Annotated in this window: 26 protein-coding genes; 7 read left to right on the forward strand and 19 right to left on the reverse strand. The window is 62.5% G+C overall.

Features of this window, described 5'->3' with window-relative positions; genetic code table 11:
* Positions 1–3 precede the first annotated feature (3 nt).
* Complete coding sequence (locus M727_RS0105355; protein WP_027151802.1) at positions 4–927, reverse strand: glyoxylate/hydroxypyruvate reductase A; 924 nt, start codon at positions 925–927, stop codon at positions 4–6.
* Positions 928–942: 15 nt separating this feature from the next.
* Complete coding sequence (argE, locus tag M727_RS0105360) at positions 943–2,067, reverse strand: acetylornithine deacetylase (protein WP_027151803.1); 1,125 nt, start codon at positions 2,065–2,067, stop codon at positions 943–945.
* Between the two features lie 280 nt (positions 2,068–2,347).
* Here argE and M727_RS0105365 point away from each other — a divergent pair, with 280 nt between their 5' ends.
* Positions 2,348–3,226, forward strand: a complete 879-nt coding sequence (locus tag M727_RS0105365) for a GNAT family N-acetyltransferase (protein ID WP_027151804.1) — start codon at positions 2,348–2,350, stop codon at positions 3,224–3,226.
* Between the two features lie 35 nt (positions 3,227–3,261).
* Here M727_RS0105365 and M727_RS0105370 read toward each other — a convergent pair whose 3' ends face one another.
* From M727_RS0105370 to M727_RS0105395, 6 genes are all read right to left on the reverse strand, one after another.
* The gene (locus M727_RS0105370) at positions 3,262–4,491 is read right to left on the reverse strand and encodes a MalY/PatB family protein (RefSeq protein ID WP_051505528.1); all 1,230 of its coding nucleotides are present in this window, start codon (positions 4,489–4,491) and stop codon (positions 3,262–3,264) included.
* 116 nt (positions 4,492–4,607) lie between these two features.
* On the reverse strand, positions 4,608–5,747 hold the full coding sequence (locus tag M727_RS0105375; protein ID WP_036261563.1) for an amino acid ABC transporter permease: 1,140 nt from the start codon (positions 5,745–5,747) through the stop codon (positions 4,608–4,610).
* Between the two features lie 3 nt (positions 5,748–5,750).
* On the reverse strand, positions 5,751–6,938 hold the full coding sequence (locus tag M727_RS0105380) for an amino acid ABC transporter permease (RefSeq protein ID WP_027151807.1): 1,188 nt from the start codon (positions 6,936–6,938) through the stop codon (positions 5,751–5,753).
* 172 nt (positions 6,939–7,110) lie between these two features.
* Positions 7,111–8,124 (reverse strand): amino acid ABC transporter substrate-binding protein, encoded by a 1,014-nt coding sequence (locus M727_RS0105385; RefSeq protein ID WP_027151808.1) that lies wholly within the window; start codon positions 8,122–8,124, stop codon positions 7,111–7,113.
* Between the two features lie 139 nt (positions 8,125–8,263).
* Positions 8,264–9,217 carry a LysR family transcriptional regulator gene (locus M727_RS0105390; RefSeq protein ID WP_027151809.1) on the reverse strand — a complete coding sequence of 318 codons (954 nt, stop codon included), beginning with the start codon at positions 9,215–9,217 and terminating at the stop codon, positions 8,264–8,266.
* A 283-nt stretch (positions 9,218–9,500) separates the two neighbouring features.
* Entirely contained in the window at positions 9,501–9,740 is a 240-nt protein-coding gene (locus M727_RS0105395) for a hypothetical protein (RefSeq protein ID WP_027151810.1), read from the reverse strand.
* 138 nt (positions 9,741–9,878) lie between these two features.
* Here M727_RS0105395 and M727_RS0105400 point away from each other — a divergent pair, with 138 nt between their 5' ends.
* Positions 9,879–10,481 (forward strand): cupin domain-containing protein, encoded by a 603-nt coding sequence (locus M727_RS0105400; protein ID WP_027151811.1) that lies wholly within the window; start codon positions 9,879–9,881, stop codon positions 10,479–10,481.
* A 140-nt stretch (positions 10,482–10,621) separates the two neighbouring features.
* Here M727_RS0105400 and soxA read toward each other — a convergent pair whose 3' ends face one another.
* Genes soxA through M727_RS0105440 form a run of 8 tightly spaced genes read right to left on the reverse strand, consistent with a single transcriptional unit; the run spans position 10,622 to position 16,891 of the window.
* Positions 10,622–11,401: a sulfur oxidation c-type cytochrome SoxA gene (gene soxA / locus M727_RS0105405; protein WP_027151812.1), complete on the reverse strand. Its 780-nt coding sequence runs from the start codon at positions 11,399–11,401 to the stop codon at positions 10,622–10,624.
* The gene (gene soxZ, locus M727_RS0105410) at positions 11,401–11,721 is read right to left on the reverse strand and encodes a thiosulfate oxidation carrier complex protein SoxZ (protein WP_027151813.1); all 321 of its coding nucleotides are present in this window, start codon (positions 11,719–11,721) and stop codon (positions 11,401–11,403) included. Before soxZ ends, soxA begins: the two co-directional genes overlap by 1 nt.
* A complete protein-coding gene (locus M727_RS0105415) occupies positions 11,721–12,203 on the reverse strand; it encodes a SoxY-related AACIE arm protein (protein WP_036261566.1) in 483 nt (160 codons plus the stop codon). Before M727_RS0105415 ends, soxZ begins: the two co-directional genes overlap by 1 nt.
* 2 nt (positions 12,204–12,205) lie before the next feature.
* On the reverse strand, positions 12,206–12,655 hold the full coding sequence (gene soxX / locus M727_RS0105420; protein WP_027151815.1) for a sulfur oxidation c-type cytochrome SoxX: 450 nt from the start codon (positions 12,653–12,655) through the stop codon (positions 12,206–12,208).
* A complete protein-coding gene (locus M727_RS0105425) occupies positions 12,655–13,917 on the reverse strand; it encodes an NAD(P)/FAD-dependent oxidoreductase (RefSeq protein ID WP_027151816.1) in 1,263 nt (420 codons plus the stop codon). Before M727_RS0105425 ends, soxX begins: the two co-directional genes overlap by 1 nt.
* Positions 13,904–14,248, reverse strand: coding sequence for a c-type cytochrome (locus M727_RS0105430; RefSeq protein ID WP_245268464.1), 345 nt, complete (start codon positions 14,246–14,248; stop codon positions 13,904–13,906). Before M727_RS0105430 ends, M727_RS0105425 begins: the two co-directional genes overlap by 14 nt.
* Entirely contained in the window at positions 14,235–16,409 is a 2,175-nt protein-coding gene (locus tag M727_RS0105435) for a molybdopterin cofactor-binding domain-containing protein (RefSeq protein WP_027151818.1), read from the reverse strand. Before M727_RS0105435 ends, M727_RS0105430 begins: the two co-directional genes overlap by 14 nt.
* Before the next feature lie 11 nt (positions 16,410–16,420).
* On the reverse strand, positions 16,421–16,891 hold the full coding sequence (locus M727_RS0105440; RefSeq protein ID WP_023798506.1) for a (2Fe-2S)-binding protein: 471 nt from the start codon (positions 16,889–16,891) through the stop codon (positions 16,421–16,423).
* A gap of 313 nt (positions 16,892–17,204) precedes the next feature.
* Here M727_RS0105440 and M727_RS0105445 point away from each other — a divergent pair, with 313 nt between their 5' ends.
* The 3 genes from M727_RS0105445 to M727_RS0105460 all read left to right on the forward strand — a co-directional run bounded on the left by M727_RS0105445 (position 17,205) and on the right by M727_RS0105460 (position 20,413).
* Positions 17,205–17,924 carry a response regulator gene (locus tag M727_RS0105445; RefSeq protein WP_023798507.1) on the forward strand — a complete coding sequence of 240 codons (720 nt, stop codon included), beginning with the start codon at positions 17,205–17,207 and terminating at the stop codon, positions 17,922–17,924.
* A 20-nt stretch (positions 17,925–17,944) separates the two neighbouring features.
* Entirely contained in the window at positions 17,945–19,402 is a 1,458-nt protein-coding gene (locus M727_RS0105450) for an ATP-binding protein (protein ID WP_245268467.1), read from the forward strand.
* Between the two features lie 462 nt (positions 19,403–19,864).
* On the forward strand, positions 19,865–20,413 hold the full coding sequence (locus tag M727_RS0105460) for a hypothetical protein (protein WP_210163965.1): 549 nt from the start codon (positions 19,865–19,867) through the stop codon (positions 20,411–20,413).
* A 301-nt stretch (positions 20,414–20,714) separates the two neighbouring features.
* Here M727_RS0105460 and M727_RS0105465 read toward each other — a convergent pair whose 3' ends face one another.
* The gene (locus M727_RS0105465) at positions 20,715–20,981 is read right to left on the reverse strand and encodes a BrnA antitoxin family protein (RefSeq protein WP_027151822.1); all 267 of its coding nucleotides are present in this window, start codon (positions 20,979–20,981) and stop codon (positions 20,715–20,717) included.
* Between the two features lie 138 nt (positions 20,982–21,119).
* On the opposite strand from M727_RS0105465, the gene M727_RS35890 reads away from it, so the two are divergent.
* Positions 21,120–21,437 (forward strand): hypothetical protein, encoded by a 318-nt coding sequence (locus M727_RS35890; RefSeq protein ID WP_245268469.1) that lies wholly within the window; start codon positions 21,120–21,122, stop codon positions 21,435–21,437.
* Between the two features lie 118 nt (positions 21,438–21,555).
* On the opposite strand, the gene M727_RS42285 is transcribed toward M727_RS35890, so the two are convergent.
* On the reverse strand, positions 21,556–22,074 hold the full coding sequence (locus tag M727_RS42285) for a hypothetical protein (protein ID WP_198032599.1): 519 nt from the start codon (positions 22,072–22,074) through the stop codon (positions 21,556–21,558).
* A 16-nt stretch (positions 22,075–22,090) separates the two neighbouring features.
* Positions 22,091–22,516 carry an epoxide hydrolase gene (locus tag M727_RS42290; protein ID WP_198032600.1) on the reverse strand — a complete coding sequence of 142 codons (426 nt, stop codon included), beginning with the start codon at positions 22,514–22,516 and terminating at the stop codon, positions 22,091–22,093.
* Positions 22,517–22,851: 335 nt separating this feature from the next.
* Here M727_RS42290 and M727_RS0105480 point away from each other — a divergent pair, with 335 nt between their 5' ends.
* Complete coding sequence (locus M727_RS0105480) at positions 22,852–23,151, forward strand: hypothetical protein (protein WP_156941485.1); 300 nt, start codon at positions 22,852–22,854, stop codon at positions 23,149–23,151.
* Positions 23,152–23,341 lie beyond the last annotated feature (190 nt).

Below are 23,341 nucleotides of genomic sequence, written 5' to 3' on the forward strand. Positions count from 1 at the left end.
TGGTTAATAGCCGAGTGTCCGATCGACGAGGCCGATCAGTTCTTCGCCGGCGCGGTGGCGCCGGACGTTGTCCACGGCGGCTTGCGCCGCCGTATGCGGTTGTGTCACCGAGGCAATGTGCGGCGTTATCATCACCTTCGGATGCGACCACAGCGGATGGTCTTCCGGGAGCGGTTCTGGATCAGTGACATCAAGCATCGCCGCAGAAAGGTGACCGGTGTCGAGCGCGTCGATCAACGCGGCCTGGTCGAGTTGCGGACCCCTGCCGACATGCAGCAGCCGCGCCCCAACTGGTAGCAAGGAGAAGAGCCCGGCATTAAGAATGCCGCTCGTTTCCTGCGTCAGCGGTAGCAGGCAGACGAGAATGTCCGTCTGCTTCAGAAAGCGGGGCAACTGATCGGTGCCGTGAAAACAGGCAACGCCCTCTATCCGCTTTTCGCTGCGGCTCCACCCGGCAAGCGGAAACTGGAACGGCGTCAAGCGCTCGATAGCCGCCTGCGCCAGCATGCCAAGACCAAGAAAACCGACCCGGCGCTCGGCCGCCGGTCGAGCGGCAATCGGTTGCCAGAGGCGCCTTTTCTGCTGCTCGAGATAGGCGGGCATCTCCCGGTGGAGCGCCAACACGCCAAGCGCGACGTATTCCTGCATCATGCGTATGATGCCGTCCTCGACCATGCGCACAAGCTTCACATGGCTTGGCACCACGTCCTGCTTGAACTGGTCGACGCCGGCGCCGATCGAAAACAGCACTTCCAGATTGCGATAGCGGGAGATGTCGTCCGGCACCGTCCAGGTGATGAGATAGCGCACCTTCTCGGGCTCGATCTCCTCGCCGGAATGGAAGAATTCCATATCCGGGAGTTCGCGCGCGAAGATCTCGCGGAACACCGCGGCACGCGCCGCATCGGAATTGAAAAGGAATGCCATGGAACCTGCCTTCCCTCAGGCCGCGAGACGCGCGCCGAGATCCTCGATCATGCTCTGGCAGGCAGCAAGTTCACCGATCTCGATGTATTCATTGGGACGATGCGCGCGGGAAATTTCGCCGGGGCCGCAAATGATCGCATCGATACCGGCCTGCTGATAAAGCCCGGCTTCCGTGCCGTAACTCACCGCTGTGAGCGGCTCCTGCCCCGTCAGCTCGGTCAGAACGGCCGCCAGCTTACTCCCATCGGCAGGCGAAAGGGCGGGATAGGAACTCAACTCGTGCCAAGCCACCTCGAAGCCGCTGTCGCGTAGATCGAAAAGCCGGGCTTTGACCGGCTCAAGCAGGGATGCTGGGGAAACGCCCGGGACGGCACGCACCTCGATATCGGCTGTGCAGTGGCCAGCGATGATGTTGACCGCTTGTCCACCGGCGATGACGCCCACCTGCAAGGAAGAATATGGGGGCTCGAAATTATGATCGAGCGGGCCGCCGGCGAGCGATTGGCCGTAGGCCACGGCGTGCGAGATGACGCCGGCCATGGCGTGCACGGCATTGAGTCCGAGATCGGGGCGTGACGAATGGCCGGATCGACCGATCACCTCGAGCCGCGCGGCGGCCTTCCCCTTGTGCGCGCGCACAGGCTGCATCCGGCTCGGCTCGCCGACGATCGCGCCGAGCGGCCTCTCGCATAGGCCCGGCAACGCAGCTAAGAGATGCGGCACACCACGGCACCCCGCCTCTTCGTCGTAGGAGAATGCGAGATGGACTGGCTGCCGCAGGTTCATCGCCGCAAGCCCTGGCAGCGCGGCCAATGCGCAGGCGAGAAAGCCCTTCATGTCGGTGGTGCCACGGCCGAAAAGCCTGCCGCCCTCGCGACGCAGGACGAACGGATCCGAGCTCCATTCCGGCTCGCCGGCCGGCACGACATCCATATGTCCGGAGATGATATAGCCCCGACCGGCACGCGGGCCGACCGTGACGAACAGGTTGGACCGATCGCCCTCGGGACCGGGCAGAACCGTCACCTCGGCTCCGGCTGCCTGACAGTAGTCGCGGATCCAATCGACGATCTCACCGTTTGGCGTGCCCACAACGGAGGGAAATGCAATCAGGGTCGCGAGGATTTCTTCCACGTTCATGGCGGTCCGCTCTGCTTGCACACTATCACCGGGTGCGACCAGCCTATCCCTGCGCAGCAGCGTTCCCTGCCGAATCTCGTCGTGCTTTGGCTGAAGATTGCGAAAAAACGCCTCGAACCAGCGAAACCTGCTGGCTTTCCCATGTAATGCTGCGGCAAATGAGGCCTGTCGCAAACATGGCTGTCGCAAACATGGCTATCGGCGCCAGGATTAACACCGCGTGCCCTGGTTCATTCGTTAAAGGACTTGGGGCATTCGTTGAAGGAGCGGATCGACTGAGATGCAGAGATCAGTACGCCTGAAATCCTTTGAGCTGGTTGCGCGCGACATCAATGATGTCGATGTCGATCTGCTGCATGCACTGTCGATTTCGGTCCGCTGGCCGCATCGCCCAAAAGACTGGGATCTGTTGCGCCGCGCCGGCCATGGCATCGCCGCCGTTGACGGAATTGGGCGCGTCTTCGGAAGCGCGATGTGGTTTCCCCAAGGGGACGATTTTGCCACCATCGGCCTGGTGATCACGACGCCTCGCGCGCAGGCGCAGGGAGGTGGCCGATGGCTCATGGAACAGGTCCTCGAGCAGTGCGGGGATCGCAATCTGGCGCTGAATGCAACCCATCCCGCCTATCCTCTGTATATTTCACTCGGCTTCACCAGCGAGGCGATCGTCTACATGCGCCAGGGCGAGATCCCACAAAAACTCCCGCCAATGCCAGCTCTGGATGGTGAATTAAGTGATCTGCCCAGCGGCAGGCTTCGCGAGATCACCGAGCTGGACGCGCGCGCATTCGGGACAAACCGTGCAAGGCTGCTTGCGTTGCTCTCGGAGGATGCCTCGATCACCACTTTGAGTCGCGGCGGCGAGGTCGTTGGCTATTCCATGTGTCGCGAGTTCGGGCGCGGCCATGTGATTGGTCCCACAATAGCCCGAAACGACCAGGACGCGGTCCACCTCACAGCCGTCCATCTGAAGAAGCTGGCAGGTCGATTCGCCCGCGTCGATACGCGCGAGAAGGATGGCGTGTTTGCCGAGTTTCTGCAGCAGAGCGGCCTCGGCATTGCCGAGACCGTGACGACAATGTCCAAAGGCCGCCGCTTTCTGAACCGCGAAAGCAACGGGCCCTGGGTCTATGGTTTGGCCAGCCACGCCTGGAGCTGAATGCAAGCACGCTGTCGCCGGTCCCGTCAACGCTCTCACAACGACTCCAGCGCCCTGGACATGCGTTCGAGCCCTCTCCGCAACAGCGGACGAGGGCAACCGACATTGAGGCGAATGAAGCCTTCACCGCCGGGTCCATAGACGCGCCCGTCGTACAAATTGACCCCGGCTCGGTCGACGAAAAAGCGTTGAACGCCTCCGACCCTCCGATCGAGCCCGCGCGCATCCAGCCACACCAGAAAGGAAGCGTCCGGCCGCATCGGTGTGATGCCCGGCAGGCGATCCTCGGCGAACTTGAGGACGAGATCGACATTACCGCTGATATAGCGCGTCAGCTGATCCAGCCACGGCCCGCCGGTGCTGTAGGCGACCTCTAGCGCCAGCCGTCCAAAGAAGTTGGCATTGACCATGAACGACGCCTGCATGGTGGCCAGAAGCGCCTCGCGCCGCTGCTTGTTGGCCACCGACACGGTTGCGGAGGGCACGCCGGCCAGATTGAAGGTCTTGGTTGGAGCCGTGCAGATGAATGACTTTTCCGCGGCATCCTCCGAGAGGGACGAGAAGACGATGTGCGGGCGATCCGACAATCTGATATCGCAATGGATGTCATCAGATATGACAAGGATGCCGTAGCGCTCGCAGATTTCGTTCAGCGCCGTCAGTTCCTGGCGCGTCCACGCCTTTCCAGCTGGATTGTGCGGATTACACAACAGGAAGGCCTTGGCGCCGGCTGCCAGTTTCGCGAAGTCCTCAAGATCGAGCTCGTATCGGTTATCTTGCAACCTTAGCCGGTTGACCAGCAGCTTCCTTCCGTTCCCCTGAATCACTTCGAAATAGGGCGAGTAGATGGGAGACTGCACGATCACCCCGTCCCCAGGCTTCGTGAAGCTCCGAAGCATCGCGGCTACCGACGGCATGATGGCAGGCGCCGGCAGCAGGGATTCCAGTGCCGGCGACCAGTCGTGCCGACGCGCGAACCATGATTGCACAATCTCGTAGTGACGGGGGTCGCGGCGGGTATAGCCATAGATTCCATGGTCCGCCGCTTCCCGCAGCCGCGCGATGACGGTTTCAGGCGCGCGAAAATCCATGTCCGCGGTCCACAGCGAAAGCAGATCTTCGCCCTCGACCCGAGGCGAGAATTCGTCCCACTGATTGGCCCATTTGACTGACCCAAACTGGTGGCGATCATAGATCCTGTCAAAGTCGATCATTCCAGCATTTCTTTCCGCAACCGTCGGTTGCGATGCATCTGCACAAGCCATTGCCTGGTTTCCGGTGTGGTTTTTGCCGCTCGCGGCTGCTCGAACTTTTGGCGGGCTATTTGAGGATTTGCGCCACGTGCCTCGCTGCTGAAACTGCCTGTCGCATATTCCGCTTCCTAGCTCTTGTGGCCGCGCACCAACGCGCGCTCCATCGAGTGCGAGTACCGGGACATTCCGAAGCAGAAGATCCAGTAGACCAGCCCGGCGAAGAGATAGCCGGTCGAGGAGATCGTCGGCCCGGCCCAGTTCGGATCGACTCGCGCCGTTTCGACGGCTCTCAGGAAGTCCGCAATGCCGACGATCGCTACCAGCGTCGTGTCCTTGAACAGCCCGATGAAGGTAGAGACGATGCCCGGGATAACGATAGTGAGCGCCTGCGGCAGGATGATCAGACGCATCATGGTGAAGTAGCTGACGCCGAGCGCCTTTGCCGCCTCATATTGCCCCTTGGGGATCGCCTGAAGGCCGGCGCGCACCACCTCGGCCATGTAGGCGGACGAGAACAGCGCTATCGCAATCAGCGGACGCAGCAGCCGATCGGGCGTCAGATAGTCGGGGACGAAGAGCGGCATCATGAAATTCGCCATGAACAGCACCGTGATGAACGGCACACCCCTGACGACCTCGATGAAGATCACACACACTGCTCTGACGAAGGGAAGCTCCGATCGTCGGCCAAGCGCGAGAAGCACACCGAGCGGCAGCGAGAAGACGATGCCCACGATCGACATGAGCAGCGTGATGAGCAGACCACCCCACAAGACGGTATCGATGACCGGCAGATCGAGCGACGCGACACCGCGCAACAACGCGAAGGCGACGACCGGGTAGGCAACAAAGAACAGCAACGCCGCCACGTTGCGCCGCGGCGCCCGTTTCCATAGCAGCCAGACGATCAGCACGGCGCCGATTGCCAGCGTCAGGTCCACCCGCCAGCGCTCGGGCAACGGGTAGGCTCCGTACCGGAGATAGTCGAATTTCTCCACGATGAACGGCCAACAGGCGCCGTCAGGGTTGGCGCGGCATTCTTCCCGTCCGCCGGCCCAGACTGCGTCCAGGACTGCAAAACTCACGAATTGATGCAAAAGCCATGCGGCGAGAACTGTGAAGCAGATCGTGAGCACGCCGGAGAACGGTGTCGAGAACAGGTTCTTTCTGATCCAGGTCGCCGGGCTCGGCCGGATTCCAGAAGGCGGCGCCATAGGAGGCAGAAGCGGAGCGCCAACGAGGGGCGGATGCAGGGACTGGCCGCTCATGCATCACCTCTCGACGATCGCGAAACGTTGATTGAAAGCGTTCATGGCCATCGACATGACGAGGGAGATCGCGAGATAGACCGACAGCGTGATCGCCATCACCTGGACGGCGGCGCCGGTCTGGTTGAGCACCGTTCCCGCGAAAATCTGGACGAGGTCGGGGTAGCCGATAAACACGGCGAGTGAGGAATTCTTCGTGAGATTCAGGTACTGGCTGGTCAGGGGCGGTATGATGATGCGCAGTGCCTGCGGAACGATGACCAGGCGAAGCGTTTTGCCCGGCGCAAGCCCGAGCGCATGGGCAGCTTCGGTTTGGCCTTTCGGCACAGCCTGGATTCCGCTGCGGACAATTTCCGCGATAAAGGAAGCGGTATAGACGGACAGACCGATCAGAAGAGCGGCGAACTCCGGATAAAGCTGGTGCCCACCCCGGTAATTGAACCCTTTCAACTCTGGCGTCACGAACGACACCGGCGAGCCGGCCAGGAGGAAGACGGTCAGAGGCAGTCCAATCAAGGCAGCGAGGCTGACCCATAGCCCGGGCAACTGCTTTCCGGTGCGGTTCTGTGCGCGCCTGGCGTAGGACCAAAAAGCGACGCAGAAGATGCTGGCCGCCAGGAACGCGAGTCCCACGGTACCTGCTCCTGCGTAGAGCTGGATTTCCGGAATGATGAGACCGCGATTGTTCAGATAGATGCCGCCGGGGAGTTCGATCGACGCCCTCGGCGCAGGCAGCGCTTTCAGGACTGCATTGTACCAGAACAAAAGCTGCAGCAATAACGGGATGTTGCGTATGATTTCGACATACGAAGCCGCGACCTTTGAAACGATCCAGTTCGGTGACAGGCGGGCAATGCCGACGACAAAGCCCAAGACTGTGGCCAACACGATTCCAAGCAAGCTCACATAGAGGGTATTGACCACACCCACCCAGAACGCTTGGCCGTAGGTGGAGAGCGTGTCGTAGGGGATCAGCGTCTGATTGATGTCGAAGCCGGCGGCCTCGTTCCAGAAGCCGAAAGACAGCGGAATCCCGCGTGCCCTCATGTTCGACGCAGTCTGAACGGCAATACCCACGGCCAATGCCAGCAGGCTGCCCGCTAGCAAAAGTTGATAGATGATGCCCCGGACCTTGGCGTCGTGCAGAGACAGGCTCCTGCGCGAGGGCGCGGCGAGCAGCACATCGGACATGACCCTGTTCCTGTGTTGGTGCAGAACTAATGCATGTCGCGCAAAAGTGCGCAGCGGTTTTGCGATAACGACATGCATAAACAAGAACTTAAAGCGTGTCGCATGACTCCATTCAACCGCGACGCGCTTTAAGACGCCGGCGCAATCGCCGGCGGCTTGTGACCGACCCGGCCTAGCGGATCGGCGGGGCGTACTGGAGACCGCCCTGATTCCAGAGAGCGTTCAGGCCGCGCTCCATCTTGAGCGGCGAGGCCTTGCCGATATTGCGATCGAACACTTCGCCATAGTTGCCGACCTGCTTGATAACGTCCACGGACCAGCTATCGCCAAGCCCGAGATCCTTTCCGAGGCTGCCCTCCGCTCCAAGCAGCCGGCGAATGTTCGGGTTGTCCGACGACTTCATTTCATCGACATTCTGCGAGGTTACTCCCAATTCTTCGGCAGCGACCATGACAAGGAGCGCCCATTTGGCCACGTTGAGCCAATGATCATCGCCCTGCCGCACGGCAGGCCCGAGTGGCTCCTTGGAGATAAGTTCCGGAAGCACGACGCTGTCGTCGGCCTTCGCCATGCGCTGGCGCGACGCATTCAAGGTGGACGTGTCGGCCGAGAGGACGTCGCAGCGACCTTCGTCGTAGGCCTTTACCACGGCTTCTTCATCGGCAAACCCGACGGTCGAGTATGTCATCGAATGCGACCGGAAGTAATCGGCGAGATTCAACTCGGTCGTCGTGCCCTGAGTGACGCAGATGGACGCGCCATCCAGATCTTTGGCCGAACCGATGTTCTCCGCTTTGCGGACCATGAAGCCCTGGCCATCGTAGAAATACGTGCCCGCAAAAAGTATTCCGAGAGACGTGTCGCGGGATGACGTCCAGGTTGCGTTATGTGCGAGTATATCGATCTCGCCCGACTGAAGCGCGGTGAACCGGTCCTTCGGCGTAAGCGGAATGAACCTTACCTTCTGCGCATCGCCCAAAACCGCTGCTGCAACAGCGCGACAATAGTCGACCACGAACCCGGTCCATTTGCCCTCATTGTCTGGAAGGCTAAATCCGGCCGTCGCTGAGTTGGTTCCGCAGGTCAGAACTCCGTTCTTCTTGACATTTTCGATCGTCGCGGCGGACGCGTTGGATACAACGAGCCCTACCGCTGCTCCGACCAGACCCTTGAGAATTGCTTGCATCTTGGTTCCCCTTATTTTTTTGTGGAGCACCAAGGTTGCGCAGGCCTCATTATTGGTCAAATTCATTCTCGTCATGATGACTATGAGGTCTGCTCATACAATGCTGCACTCGTAATGGTTTCAGCCGTGTGTCTCCTGTTTATTTCTTCTGTTCTCTCTCAGAAACAATTTCTCTCTTTTTAATCTGTGACTCAGAGTAGATGTTTGAGAGAACTTCTTTGAGCCAGATCGTCCCTGGGTCCGTGGCCATCTGCGGATGAAGGAGCAACCACGCGCTCACATTTGGGATCGGCAGGGGCGGCGAAAGGAGAGTCACTTCACTCGCTTTATCAAGGATTTGGAGGATTCCGTCACCACAATGAGCAACAAGTTCGGTGCCTCGCAAGACCCACGGAAGTGCCAGATAATTCGATATCGTCGCGACCACGTTCCGCCGCAAACCAAGATCCTTGAGCGCGGCATCCGCAAGTCCGCTGGAAACACCATCGGCGGAAACCTGCAAGTGAGACGCTGACAGGTATGTCTCCAATGACATCGCCGAACTTGCGATTTGGCTGCCGCTCCAAACTGCGCAGAAGAGACGATCCTGGCCCAGTTCGATCTTCAGGAGGCTTGGGTCATCCTTGATCACTGCTCCAGTCAATGCACAGTCGATCTGTCGAAGATGAACCGAGGACGGGATATCGAGCCCGTTCGCTGGAATAATATTCAACGTGGCACCGGGCGCCTGCCTGGAAAACTCCCGCAGAAGACGTGGTATGATTATCATCGCATGGTAGTCGGTGAGTCCGACACGAAAGTTCCGCCGAGTGGTTGCGGGATCGAAAGTTTGATGGCGATCAATCGAGGCTCGAATCGTTGCCAATCCGGCCGAAATGTCTGGCAGAAGTTCGACCGCGCGCGGGGTTGGCCTCATAACGCCTCCATCGCGCGTGAACAGCTTATCGCCGAAAAGGTGCCGCAGCCTGGACAAGGAGTGGCTGATCGCAGATTGCGTTCTTCCCAATTCGCATGCCGTGCGCGTAACGCTTCTTTCGCGCATCATGACGTCGAACACGCGCAGCAAATTCAGGTCGAGGTCATCGAAGCTCATGAGATTGCCTACGAATGGTTTGTCATGAATGGTTTGTCATGAATGGTTTGTCATGAATCAGCACCGAAAAATGACCCCCACAGAGAGCCGATAAGGCCTTGGGTTTCATGATGAGGCGAGAACGCTCGATTGCTGGCCCTGCCCTCGCCAGGGATTTGCAAGCACATTGTGCACTTGCTCGGGACCTCGGGTCTGACGGTTACATCCGTAGGAATCGATACCGGATTTCAGATGCTTGAGTGCTGCTTGCGTGGGCAGCACTCAATATAGCTTCCCGCGGATCTCACCGATGTTCACGGCGTGCCTCCTTTTCCTCGCTGTTCTGCTCCTCACCACCGTCGGGACGGTTGATTGTCACCGTGCACGCAATCAGGGTGTTCCAGTCCGGGCCGTGTTCAATGATGTTATGAAGCTCGGAAATCTCTTCAAGATAATGTTCGATCGTAATCGGGCCGTTCTGGTGGCCGTAGACAAGAACCGCTTTCCAGCGCTTGTCACCATGCAGCGTTACCACGTTACTCATGCCGACTATCTCCTGCGATCATCGAACAAATCCGGCTGGATTGCCGTGGGCCAAAAGGTAGCGGAACCGACCCGGCATGCAGCCGGTTGAATCGGCATGAAGAGTCGTCCTCTGACAACCAGCAATGCAGGCTACATCATGAGCATTCTGCAGAGTACCAAGAAAGCTGTCGAGCAGGTTACCGGTGTCGCAAGACCGGGCAAGCAAGGAGTAACCGATCTCGTAAGGCGGCGAAAAGCGAATGAGTTTTGGTTCAAGGATGATGGCCTGGTCCCCAATCATCCGTTTTGGCCGCTTGTCGTCTATCGCAGCGCAGTGAGGCTGCCCGAAGAATTTGATCCCGCAGCCGTCTTGGAGGAGCTTTTTGAGGCCAATGGATGGGGGGATAGCTGGCGGAATGCCATCTACGACTACGTTCACTACCATTCACGAATACATGAGGTGCTCGGGGTTGCGGCCGGTACGGCCAAAGTCCAGTTTGGAGGCAAAAAGGGACGAACCCTGTCACTGAAGGCCGGCGACGTCGCGGTTCTTCCGGCCGGTACCGGGCACCAATGCCTTTCGGCGTCCGACGATTTTCTGGTTGTCGGCGCCTACCCTCCATTTGGGACCTATGACGAATGCACGACTGCCCAGGAGCATGATGGCGCGCTGGCCACGATCCGGAAGGTAGGTCGTCCACGCAAGGATCCCGTCTATGGGAGCAAAGGCCCGCTTCTGCAAAATTGGAGGAAGACTTGAACTAGGCGCAGATCGATCGAAGACCCACAAGCACAGAATGCGACGAGCGGGGGAGTGCGCAGCTCAGGCTACCGGCCGAGCGCCGCATTGCAATCAACTGTCCGTCGGCGGCAGGTGAACAACCATCCCGCTGTCTGGCATCACGGCCGCACGGCCGGCGTCTCGACCAGAAGGCCGCGGGCCCGCTCTGTCAGATGGAGCTCCAGGTCGACGAGTTCGGGCGCGCCGAATGCGAAGGGCTCGGCCCTGACCCCGATCATGCAGTTGCGCAGGCGCCGCTGCAGCGAACCGACCGTCTGCCACTCCAGTCGGTAGAGCGGATAGCCGGTCGGATGCGCCTGCGGGATGACACTGCCGCCGAGCCGTTTGCCCCAATTGTCGTCGTGGCAGGAGGCGCAGGAGAGCTCGAGCTGTCCGATGCGGCTCTGGAACAGACGCCGGCCGTTGTCGCGAAACGGCGCGAGCCGGGCGTCGGTCGCCGGTGTGATTGGCATGCCGCGCGACTGATGCGTCACATAGGCCGTCAGGGCGAGCAAAGCGTCGGACTCCGGCGCCAGCGGCTCGCCCTGCTGCCGCCCCGCTCGACAGGAGTTGATACGTCCGGCAAGGTCGATCGGCCGGCCCGTCGCCGCATCAAAGGCCGGGTAGCGCGCGGCAACGCCGCGCATCGTCTGGCGCGCATCGTCATGGCAGCCGGAGCAGGCGACATCGGCCCTGCCCTGCGCCTGTTGCCAGAGCTGCTTGCCCTGCAGCACCCACAGCATGCCGGGATTGCTCATGTCGTCGGCCTGCAGCGCCTGCGTCTCCGGCGTCATGAAGTCGAAGCCGGAGCGCTTCTCGCCGACTTCGATGCCGGCGGCGATGGCAATGCTGCAGACGACCGCCGCGACAATCCCCACCAGGCCCCAGAGGGCGCGCATCAGCTCACCGTGATCGTCGCCGACGCTGTTTGGGTCTTCCCGGCATCGTCGGTCCAGGTGAAGTCGATCGTGCCGCTCGTCGTGGCAACCAGCGTGAAGGCAATGAACGGATTGGCCGACACCGCTGGAAAGAGATCGGCCGAAAACACCTCGGCGCCGTCGTAGGTGCAGGTGAAACGGCGGATGATGTCGCGGGGGATGTTGGAGCCGTTCGGGCCGATGCGATAGCCGGTTTCCATGGGATGGGCGATCATCGCCTTGATCTCGACGACTTCGCCCTGCTTGGCCACTTTCGGCACATTGACGAGCGCGCGCGCCATTATGAAAGGTCCTCGATACAGGCGGCCAGCGTGACGATGGCGCTCGCCCGGCTCGACCAGAAGCTGCCGTCGCTCATCTCGGCGACGGCGACAACGACCTGCGAGGTCGCGAGCCGGATCCGCGTCGAGACCATGGCGCGGCCGGAGCGCGGCCCGAGGTGGAAAACCGCGACATTCGCCTCCGGGTTTTTCTCGTTGAAGACCGCGATGCGCCGGACATGGTCGTCTGCGGTCATCGGGCTCTCGGCGACGACTGCGATCCCGACCGCGTTGCCGTTCTCGACCAGAGGCGGCAGGTCGAGCCGGATGCGGCCGTCGAGAACGTTGGCTCCCCCGGTGAATGTCCGGATCGCTTCCTCGAGGCTCGGACGGGCGACGGCCCAGCGCGGCAGAGTGATCACCAGCAGGCCGGTCATGCCGGCCCGAAGAAACTGCTGCCGTCCGACCAGGCCTGCGTAAGCTCGAACCGGGTCTTCGTGCATGATCACCCCTTCAGCGTCGTGAGATAAGCGACGATATCCTCGATGTCGGCGCCGTCCAGGATCGGCTTGCCGCGCCAGGCGGTGGCGACACGCCGGCCTTGCTCATCCGCGACCCGATAGTAGGAAGGCATGATCGTGTTCGGCACGAGCCGCTTCATGTCGACCACGCGCAGCCGGATCTGGCCTTCCGAAAGTCTTGCCCCGACGCCGGTCAGGTCGGGCGCCAGCGTGCCGTGCAGATGCGCGTCGGGAAACGGCCCGCTGTGGCAGAGCGTGCAGAGGCTGCGCTGCCGGTCCGCGATCAGCGCGGCGCCGCGCGCCGGATCACCCTTGCCGCCGACCAGAGGCTGCATGATCGCATCGCCGGTCACGACATAAGACCCCGTCTCCTCGCCGGCAGCGGGCGAGGCCGCAAGCTGCAATCCCATCAGAGCCAGAAAAGCCACCCTCATCATCCGAACACTTCACTGGTGATGGTCCGGAACCAGTCCTGCGCATAGGCCGCTTCCAGTTCGCGGACGGAAAGCGGCGCTTCGAGCGGGCTGGTGCCGCCCGCTCCCTCCACCTCGGCAAGCAGGCCGTCACGCGGCTGGTAGACGCCGGCGATCGAAATCCCATAACCTGGCGCGACCAGGCTGTAGCAGGTGTTGATGAGTTTCGGCTGCGCCGGCGGCCGCTCCCTGACAAGGGCGGCGACCGCCGCGGCGCAAGCTTTTGCCTGGGCGTTGGCGCTGAAGGCGGATTTCGGCATCGCCCCGCCGATCGCCGCGTCGCCGATGACGTGGATCGCCGGCTGCAGGCGGGACTCGAAGCTGACCGGGTCGATCGGGCACCAGCCCGTCTGGTCGGCAACGCCGGCCGACTGCGCAATCACGCCCGCACGCTGCGGTGGGATCACGTTGGCGACATCGGCCTTGTGATTGCCGAACTCGGTCACCAGCGTCCTTGTCGCGGGGTCGACTTCCGTCACCCTGCCCCCCGATGACAGCGGCACCCATTCGATCAAGCCGGGATAGAGCTCTTGCCAGGCCGCTTCGAACAGCCGCTGCTTCGAAAACGCGTCCTTGGCGTCGAGGATGATCAGCTTGGAGCGTGGCTTGCTGGTCTTGAGGTAATGCGCGATCAGGCTTGCCCGCTCGTAGGGACCGGGCGGGCAGCGGAACGGATTGGCTGGCGCGGCGAGGATGACGACCCCACCGTCCGGCATCGCCGCGAGCTGGTCGCGCAGCAGCAGCGTCTGCGCGCCCGCCTTCCAGGCATGGGGCATGATCGCCGCCGCAGCCTCGTCGTAGCCCGGCAAGGCGTCGAAGCGCAGGTCGACGCCGGGCGCCAGCACCAGCCTGGTGTAGCCGATGTCGGTACCATCCTCCAGCCGAACGCGCCGGCGCTCGGCATCGACGGCGACAGCCCGCTTGCGGATCATCGCGATGTCGCCGAACTGGTCATAGCGGAAGGCCTGTGCCTCGATGCCGCGTAGCCCGGCAATCACGGCATTGCTGAACGGGCAGGCCAGATAGGCGGCCTCTGGCTCGATCAGCGTCACGGCAAGATCGCGATCCAGCCGTTTCAGCGCGCGGGCGCAGCTTGCCCCGGCAAAGCCGCCGCCGACGACGATCACGCCGGGCTGCGTCTGTGCGCGCACCTGCGGCGCGGCAAGAACGGCCGCGGCGACGCTGGCCGCCACGCCGCCGATCAGGGCTCTACGGCTGGGCATGGCGTGCCGCCTCCGGCTTGGCGAGCCATTCGGCGATGGCGCGCGTCTCCTCCTCGGTAAATCCGCTGGCGATGCGGTCCATGACCGTCGCCTTGCGCTCACCGGAACGGAAGGCTTGCATCTGGGTGACGATCTCATCTGCCGCATGGCCGTCGAGCGAAGGGATGGCTGAGCCGAGCGCCGCCGGCCCGTGACAGCCGGTGCATGCCGCGGCGCCTGACGCCGCGTCGGCCCATGCCGGCGCGCTGGCTACCAGCGCCGCAAGCAGGACAGGCGCGAGCGATCGTCCGCCGCGCCTGTCCTTCGCGCGCCTCATATCATGCGAGGTCATGGTTCTTCAGCGGCAGTGTGCGGATGCGTTTTCCGGTGGCGGCGAAGATCGCATTGAGGACAGCCGGCGCGGCGACTGCGATGGTCGGCTCGCCGACGCCGCCCCAGAAGCCGCCGGACGGCAGGATGATCGTCTCCACATCAGGCATTTCGGCCATGCGCAGGACCTCGTAGCTGTCGAAGTTTTCCTGCTCCATGCGGCCGCCATTGACGGTGCATTCGCCGTAGATGCAGGCGGAAAGGCCATAGACGAAGGAGCCCTCGACCTGCCGCTCCACCTGTGCTGGGTTGACGACATGACCCGGATCGGTGGCCGCCACGATGCGATGGATCCTGAGCTGCCCATCGGTGACCGAAACCTCCGCTGCCGCCGCCACATAACTGCCGAAGCCCATGATCTGCGCCAAGCCGCGGTGAACGCCGGCCGCGGGCGGGGTGTCCCAGCCGATCCGTTCGGCAACCGCCTCCAGCACGGCGAGATGTTTTGGATGTTTGGCCATCAGCTTGCGGCGGAAGGCGAGCGGGTCGACGCCGGCCGCATGGGCGAGTTCGTCCATGAAACACTCGACGTAGAGCGCGTTCTGGTTGAGGTTGACGCCGCGCCAGAAGCCTGGCGGGATCGGCGGGTTGCGCATCGCATGGTCGACAAGCAGGTTGTCGACCGTATATCCCAATGTGCCTTCCGTGCCGCTGAGGACGAGCCCTTGGAAGACCACCGGGTCCATGCCGTTCTGCATGCCCTGCGGCCGCACCGCGGCAAGGATCGACTGGCCGGATATGCGCATGTGGAGAGCGGTCAGGTTGCCGTCGGCGTCGAGCGCGCCCGTCAGCCGGCATCGGGTGGTCGGGTGATAGGCGCCGTGCAGCATATCCTCCTCGCGGGACCACATGAGCTTTACCGGCGTTCCCGGCACCTGCCTGGCAATGCTGACCGCCTGGCGCACATAGTCCTGGAAGTTGCCGCGCCGGCCGAAGCCGCCGCCGAGATGGATCTTGTGCACCTCGCATTGCTGCACCGGCAGGCCGGCGGCCTCGGCCGCTGCAGCAAGGCTCGCCTCGCCATTCTGGGTCGGCACCCACACCTCGCAGCGCTCCGGCGTGTAGAGTGCCGTCGCGTTCATCGGCTCCATGGTTGCGTGGTTCTGGTAGGGGAAGGCATAGGTCGCCGTGACCGTCCGGCCGGCGGCGGACAGGACAGCACCGGCGTCACCTTGCCTGGCGCCGACGAAGGCGTCATTTGCGCCGAGCCCCTCTTCGAGCATCGCCGCGATCGAGGCGCTGGTGACCTGCCTGTTGGGACCTTCGTCCCAGACGATCGGCAAGGCATCGAGAGCGGTCTTCGCCCGCCACCAGGTGTCGGCGACAACCGCAACGGCGGTCTCGTCGACCTGAACGACGGTGCGCACGCCCGGCATGCCCGCCACCGCCGCCGCGTCAAAGCTCGCCACCTTGCCGCCGAAATACGGGCAGGCCCGGATCGTCGCGTTGAGCATGTTCGGCAGCTTGAGATCGGCGCCGTAGATCTGGCTGCCGTTGAGCTTGTCGGCCGTGTCGAGCCGCGGCAGCGGCTTGCCGGCTATGGTCCAATCCTTCGGGTCCTTGAGCGTGACATTGGCGGGCGGCGTCATTCGCGCGGCGGCGGCAGCCAACTGTCCATAAAAGGTGGCGCGATCTGATGCTGCATGGGTGACCATGCCCATCCTTGCTGTGCATTCGCTGGCCGGCACACCCCATTCGGCGGCCGCGGCGGCAATCAGCATCTCGCGCGCAACGGCGCCGCCAATGCGCACATACTCGTGCGACTCGCGGATGCCGCGGCTGCCGCCGGTCGAGAAATTGCCCCACACGCGGTCGCGCGCCAGGTTCTGGGCCGGCGACGGATATTCGGTCGTGACCTTGGACCAGTCGCAGTTCAGCTCCTCGGCGACGAGTTGCGCCAGGCCGGTCAGTGTCCCCTGCCCCATCTCGGAGCGGGCGATGCGGATGACCACCGTATCGTCGGGCCTGATCACCACCCAGGCATTGATCTCCGGCGCCGCCTCGCCGCCCTCGGCGCGTGCCGGCTTGATGAACGGCACGTTGAATCCGAGGGACAAGCCGCCGGCCGTGGCGGCCACGCCGATGATGAAGCTGCGGCGGGAGAGGGAAATTGTGGCGTTCATGACTGTTCTCCTCAACCGCGTTGCGTGGCTTCGCCGGCTTTGGCGGCCAGCTTGATCGCGGCGCGCACCCGGTTGTAGGTGCCGCAGCGGCAGATGTTGGTGATCTCGGCGTTGATGTCCTCGTCCGCGGGGTTCGGGTTCTGCATGAGCAGACCCGCCGCAGCCATGATCATGCCGGCCTGGCAGTAGCCGCATTGCGGCACGTCGAGCGCCAGCCAGGCCTGCTGGACCGGATGCGAGCTGTCCGGCGAAAGCCCCTCGATGGTGGTGATTTGCTGGTCGGGCTCGACCGCGCTCACCGGAAGCACGCAGGAGCGCGTGGCGACGCCGTCTATATGGATGGTGCAGGCGCCACAGGCGGCAACGCCGCAACCGTACTTCGTTCCGGTAAGCCCGATCTGCTCGCGGATCACCCACAGCAGCGGCGTGTCCGGATCGACCTCGATGTCACGTGGCGTGCCGTTGATGATCAATCTGGCCATTGTGCGATCCTTTCGATCAAAGGCTGGCGAGGACCGAAGTCTGGATGCCGCCCCTGGCGACAAAGACCGGACGTCCCGGCTAGCGACGGGGCCAAGTTAGGCGGGAGCTGTCGCAGAACCTTGTCCCGAATACCGGCAGTTCATCGCAAGTTGTCGCGGGCGCAGCGCTCTGATACATTTCGTTACACTTCTCACGCTTTGTTGATGTCGGGCGAGATTGCCGCCATGGCGCGGAAGGTGATCATCCGTGTAGACGCAAACTAGATATCGTCGATACTGACCGACTATTCAGCGGCGACCTTGGGAGCATTGCATGGAAGTGGCGCAGCACATCGCGGTCGTCGACGACCACAGGGACATCCGCGATCTCGTGGGGAAATACCTCACGCAGCAGGGTTATCGCGTCAGCGTCGCCGACAGCACGGCCGCGCTCAAGCGGCTGCTCGACCGCAGCCTGCCCGATCTTATCGTCCTCGACGTCATGATGCCTGGCGAGGACGGCATTGCCGCCTGCCGGCACGTGCGCGGAACGGTCGACGTTCCGATCATCTTCCTTACCGCCATGGCCGAGGAGGTCGACCGGATCGTTGGCCTCGAGATCGGGGCAGACGACTACCTGACGAAGCCGTTCAATCCGCGGGAATTGCTGGCGCGGATCAAGGCGGTGCTCAGGCGCGTTCACAGCCTGCCGCCGCAGCGTGGTCGGCTCAAGTCGAACGCGCTGCGCTTCGACCGCTGGACCCTGAATGTCGGCCGCCGCGAACTGGTCGGGCTCGACGGCGTGGCGGTCGCGCTCAGCACGGCCGAATTCCGCCTTCTCACCGCTTTTATCGAGCATGTCGGGATCGTGCTCAGCCGGGATCAGTTGCTCGACCTCACCGTCGGGCGTTCGGCCGACGGTTTCGACCGGGCCGTCGACAACCAGGTGAGCCGGCTGCGCAAGAAGATCGAGGCGGACCCGAAGAATCCGATGCTGATCAAGACGCACTGGGGCGGCGGCTACTGCTTCACCGCCGAGGTGGCCCAGGCATGATGCTGTTATGGAGACGCAGCTTGGCGGCCCGCTTCCTCATGCTGGTGCTGCTTGCGCTCGCCCTGTCGCAGGCGATCACCTTCCTGATCTCATGGGACGAGCGCGGACAAGCCCTGCACGCAGCGGCCAAGGGCGAGTTCGTCAGCCGCACGTCCTCGCTTGCCATTTTGCTGGACACGACGCCGCCCTCGCTTCGACCCGACATCCTCACCGTCAGCGGCACGGCCTATACGCGCTTCTGGACATCGCACGACGGGCCGAGCAATCCCCTCGCCTGGCAACAGGAGGCGCTGACGCAACTCGCCAAGCCGCTGCCCGGCATTGCCGCCAAATATGCAGCCTATATGAACGGGCAGGCCTCGAACGCGGTCGCTGCCGCCGACCCTTCGGTGCCGCCGCGCATGCTGGACCTGTCCGGCAGTGGCAGCCCGTTCACGCGACCGGCCAAGTTTCTTTATCTGGACGGCGCCCCAAACGGCATGGGGCTTTCCGTCCGCCTTGACGACAGCACCTGGCTGAATGCCGCCTACGCCAAGGTGATGCCGAGCGCCTTCTGGACCACGCAATCGGCGATATCGCTGGCGCTCACCGCGCTCATCCTGTCCGCCATAGCGATTTTCGGGGCGCAGGCAATCGCGCGTCCGCTGCGACGGCTCGCCAATGCCGCGGAACTGTTCGGCCGCGGCGAGGCCGTGCCGCGGCTGCCGGAATCAGGGCCGGACGACATCCGCCAGACCGCCGAGGCGTTCAACCGCATGCAGGAGCGCCTGCAGCGCTTCGTCGAGGACCGCACGCGCATGCTGGCGGCGATCAGCCACGACCTGCGCACGCCGCTGACCTCGCTCCGGCTGCGCGCCGAGTTCGTCCAGGATCACGATCTCCAGGAAAAGATGCTGAAGACCATCGAGGAAATCCAGACGATGACGGAAGCAGCGCTCGCCTTTGCGCGCGAGGACGCCGCGGTGGAGGAGACGCGAACCGTCGATCTTTCGGCGCTGGTCGGCAGCCTCTGCGACGACCTCGAGGAACTGGGCCAAAACGTCACCGTCAGCGACGGGCCAAAGGTGCTGTACCGCTGCCGGCCGGACTCGCTGCGCCGGGCGATCCGCAACCTCGTCGAAAATGCCGTCCGCTATGGCGAGCAGGCCAAGGTGAGCCTGGTCAGGCGCACCGACAGCCTGGACATCGTGGTCGAGGACGCCGGGCCCGGCATTCCGCAAGCCGACATGGAACAGGTGTTCGCGCCCTTCTTCCGCCTGGAGCAGTCGCGCAACCGGGAGACCGGCGGCGTCGGGCTCGGCCTGTCAATTGCCCGCGCCATCGCCCGCCACCATGGCGGCGACATCGTGCTGGAAAACCGGAGCAACGGCCTTCGCGCGATCATCAGGCTGCCGCTCATCGACATGGCCAAGCAGCTTGCCCCGGCGCCGGTGCCTGAGACGAGCCCTCCGACCGGACTGCGATCCTTGCCGGCTTGACCGAAACCGTCCCGCGGTCGCGCCAGTCGCTCACATTTTCCTAACATTGTGACTAATTAAACGGCGCGCCATGATCGCGGCCCGGTGCGCGAGCCGGACGTCCTCGGCGGCCAGCCGGTGTTTGCGGGAGCGCCTCGTCCATGACGTCGCCGACATGTTGCCAATGGCGACACGGCCGCAGTGATCCATGCCGCTCATTTGCCGCTGTCCCTTGACCAGATCGGGCTCGCCGCGAATTATGCGCTCGCCTATCCACGGCGGGTTGGCCGCCGGCGAACCCCAGCGGATGCCGTCGGCGGACCAAAACAACGGTTTGGGAGGGGAAGCGGCATGAGCGGCAGCGTCTGGATCAGTCGCGTCAGGAGCGACTCGCGGATCGGCAACAAGCAGGGTCCGCGCGCAAAGTTCTATGGCCAGGACTGGGAGCCCGCGCGCTTCGAAATCCCTGTTGCTAGTGAGAGAGTGCTTGCCGCGCTGCGTCATCACAGACAAGGCGTCCCGCTGGAGCGAACCGAGATGACCGAAGCGGTCGCAGTGTGGGAGGAAACGCGCTTCAAGAGGGTCGGTGACCTGTTCTATGCCGGGCCGTTCATGGCCGTCAAAGGCAAGCTGGCGGAGGTACTGTCGCGCTTCAATCTCGGCGCCGGCGGACTCGTGCCCCTGCCGGTCTACAAGGCCGATCTGGAAACGCCGGTAAACGGGGAGTTCTTCCTGCTCAATTTTGGCGGGCCTAAGGACAGCTTCCTACCAGAGCAATCCAACAGCGAAGCGATCCGAAAGCTTTATTTCGACAAGGCGATACAAAGGCAAATCTGGCGTGTCGAATCATTGGTCAAGGACGATGGCCTTGCTCTGTCGCCTGCCGCGCTGGAAGGCGCCGACCTTTGGAGCGAGCAGACGGTATTCAACGACATTTTTATGAGTGACGACCTGGTCGCTGCGTTGCGTGCAGCAAAAATCAAGATTGATTTCAGGCTTAGCGCAAGCCGGATCGAACGGGGCGGGCAATAGGCGCGGTGACTCAGCGCGATTTCGAACTGGGTGCTTACACCTGCCTCCTGCCGCAGCAGTCTACGGCAACAGACGAACGGAATCCGGGTCCGCTTGATAAGGTCTACGAGATCGAAACTCTGTGTACGCCACCTCCGGTGTGCTTATGGGCGGCAAGATCGTGGCGCCGCCAGTGGTGACCCAGCAATCATCGCGAGCTTTCGAGATTGTCTCTGAGGCATGGCCAGCAAACCTGTCAAACCGACGTGCAGAACATATTCAATTTGGCTCGCCGCCAGCTCCGCCGGCGGCTCTGCGATGCTCAGGTGATGTCGTCCGGACGGTCGTCTTCGGCGGCGATCCGCTTCTCGACCATGGCCCGCAAAGTGTCGTTAATACGGTCCTGCCAGCCCGGCCCGTCGCCCTGGAAATAATCCAGGACAGCTCGATCAATCCTGATTGAAACAAGCTCTCTGACATTTGGAGCAGCTGCGGTTTCGCGAACCGGTGCGGTCGGCTTCTTGGCAGGCTTGAAGGCGGCTTCGGCGGCAGCCAGTGGATTTGTCGGTCGGCGCGGAGGATTTGCCATTCATGGTCCTGACTGGAGATAGCGAATGGAAGCAGACATGCAACGCAGTACGCATCTGAATGCCTCGGCCCACTGCCTGGAACAGTGAATCGAATGTCGACGCGAGAGGCAATGGTCTCGCCTCGCCGGGAGGAGGAAATGCGCGCCGTTGCACTATTTGCCGGCGTGTTGGTGGCTACGCCCTCGATGGCGGCGGTGCAACTGGTCTTTTGCGCTGCCAAATTTCCAGATGCCACCTCGGTCCAGCTCAGCATCCTGAACAACAGCGTCTCGCGAGATGGGGACTATGACTTCGACGTCGCTATTGGCTTAGTCGAAACAGACGCGAACGGCGCCATCAGGTATGAAGATACCGGCAAGCATCGTGCACGCGTTCGCTGCAATTATCCGGCGTATGGTGAGCGTGGGCGCGCGAAGATATCCTATAGAGATGCCTCTAAGCCGTTCCGCACCTGACGATTGGAAAGAGAATCTCTGGATAACATTCTGCGCGGCCCCCTCGTCATGAAGCGCGTTTTTGCCTGATCGGACGGCGGCCGCGGGTTGGTTTGCAACCCGCGGCGCTAGTCGTGGATCACTTAATATCGGTGACCGTGATGCGCCCGTTGACGCGCCCATGGAGTTCAGGCCTGCTACCGCGATCAGCCCTACAGGAGCGCCGCGAACTGGCGGATGTCGCCGACAAAGAAGCTAGAATCCTCCCAGGCCGCGAAATGCTCCGCGTTCTCCATGTCGTGGAACCGATGTCTGGCGGTCCGCCCATTTCACGCGGAAGGCGCACGCCACCGGGGATGGGCGCTTCGCTGGCCACGGCAACCGGAACGTTGGTGTTCTTGCCCTTGATGGTCGGCGGCTGCATCGCATTCTGGTTATAGACCCGGAAAGATGAGGGCGCCGTCTCGGTTAGCCAATAGATCATGATATTGGTGAGCAGGTCGTCACGGCCAAACCGCGCATCCGCCTCGTCACCGTTCCGGCCATGAAACTCATAATCTAGGCCGCGATGCCCACCGGCGAGGCGTTCATCGCGAACGCCAGGCTTTGTGGCTTGGTCGCGTGCATCAGATTGAACGCGCCGTGGGTAAAGAACCATTGCCGGATGGCGCCGGCTAAGCTTGTTCAGGCGGAGTCAGGGCGGCGAAATCGGTATTCTGGTCCGGATAGCCGACATCGGTCACGTGATAGCCGAGCAGCACCTCCGGATGACGCTGGGCCAGTGACATCGAGATGATGGATCCGCCGTCGCCGCCCGCAGCGATGAATTTTCCATAACCGAGCGTCTCGGTCATCAGACGCGCGAACAGATCGGCGACCGTGTCCATCGGGAGGGCGGTCTTGCCGGAAAAGCCGCTGCCGGGAATGGAGGGGACAATGACATGAAAGTCCTCGGACAGCGGCTCGATCACCCGGTGGTAGCGATAGAACGAGTCCGGCCAGCCAAGCAGCAGCAGGAGCGGAGTCGCATCCGGTTTCTTCGAGGGCTGGTGGACGAAATGCAGCTCGATCCCGTCGATGCTGACCTTGAAATTTGGCAAGCGCGTTCAAGCCCGCCTCTGCCCGCCGCCAATCGTAGTCATTGATCCAGTAATCGGTCAGCCGCTTCATATAGTCGAGATTGGTTCCCATGGCCCAGCCCGCATCGGTCGGCTCATCCGGCCAGCGCGTGTGTTAGAGCCGATATCTCAGGTCGGCAAGCTGGGCCTCGGGTATAGCAATTTCGAAAGCTGTCGGTTTGGTCATGGCAGAGGTCTCCTGTGAGAAGGTGGAGTTGCTGGTGAAGCCACTGAGTAGAGACGGCGGTTCATCTCTCAACTCAGGCGTGTTGTGATGAGATGAGGCTAGAGGGCGCGGCGGGGAAGCGATTGTAAAAATGCGCAAATCATTGCGCTGCATGGCCCATCCGTTCACGGGGCCGCATCAGCTGCGGTTCCTTCCGGAAGCGAAGCGTTTCCGCCCGAGCAGGCCCGCCTTCCACCGCTCCGGAGACCTGCATGCTCGCCCTGCTGTTGCGGGATCACCTGCTCCCCAGTTGTGCGGCGCTCGCTTCGCGCGCTTCGAGCTCGATATCAGCTATGAGGGTCACATCAGTCGGGTGACCTCAGCGATGGACGAGGCGCTCGAACAAACCGAGTGTTCAGAGCGCGCGCTCGACCGGGGATTGAATGTCTAGGATGGCGTCCCGGCAATCTGCGCCGTGTGCAAGGGCGATGTCCAATGCCCGCTTAGGGGCGCAAAGGGGACTTCCAGTAGATTCTTCGCTGTCGCCAGCGGGCCTGCGACGATGTCCGCGCCCTGGCCCGTCCAGATTCTCAAGAGCGAGCCGGACGGCGCGTTCCCTCAATTTCGGCTTCGGACCACCG

It is taken from the genome of Mesorhizobium sp. WSM2561 (genome assembly GCF_000513915.1).
Taxonomy (GTDB): Bacteria; Pseudomonadota; Alphaproteobacteria; order Rhizobiales; family Rhizobiaceae; genus Mesorhizobium; species Mesorhizobium muleiense.